Source organism: Ferrovum myxofaciens, assembly GCF_000735045.1.
Lineage (GTDB): Bacteria > Pseudomonadota > Gammaproteobacteria > Burkholderiales > Ferrovaceae > Ferrovum > Ferrovum myxofaciens.
The window spans coordinates 1-253 of sequence record NZ_JPOQ01000441.1 but is presented as its reverse complement, the minus strand read 5'-3'; the positions used below and the strand labels follow the sequence as shown (position 1 = coordinate 253).

Annotated in this window: 1 pseudogene; it reads left to right on the top strand. The window is 54.9% G+C overall.

What is annotated here, in order from left to right:
- A pseudogene (locus IV91_RS0114455) lies at window positions 1–253 on the top strand (IS200/IS605 family element transposase accessory protein TnpB); the annotation flags it as partial.

Here is a 253-nt window from a genome sequence, read left to right as displayed (position 1 = left end):
ACGCGCATCGCCAATGTCCGCAAAGACTTCCTGCACAAGACCACGACCACAATCAGCAAAAACCACGCGATTGTGTGCATCGAGGATTTGCAGGTACGGAATATGTCCAAGTCCGCAGCAGGCAGCTGCGATTCGCCAGGGCGCAATGTCAAAGCCAAATCTGGCCTGAATAAATCCATCCTCGATCAGGGGTGGTTCGAGTTCAGGCGGCAACTGGAATACAAGCAGGTTTGGCTGGGCGGCGACGTGTTGG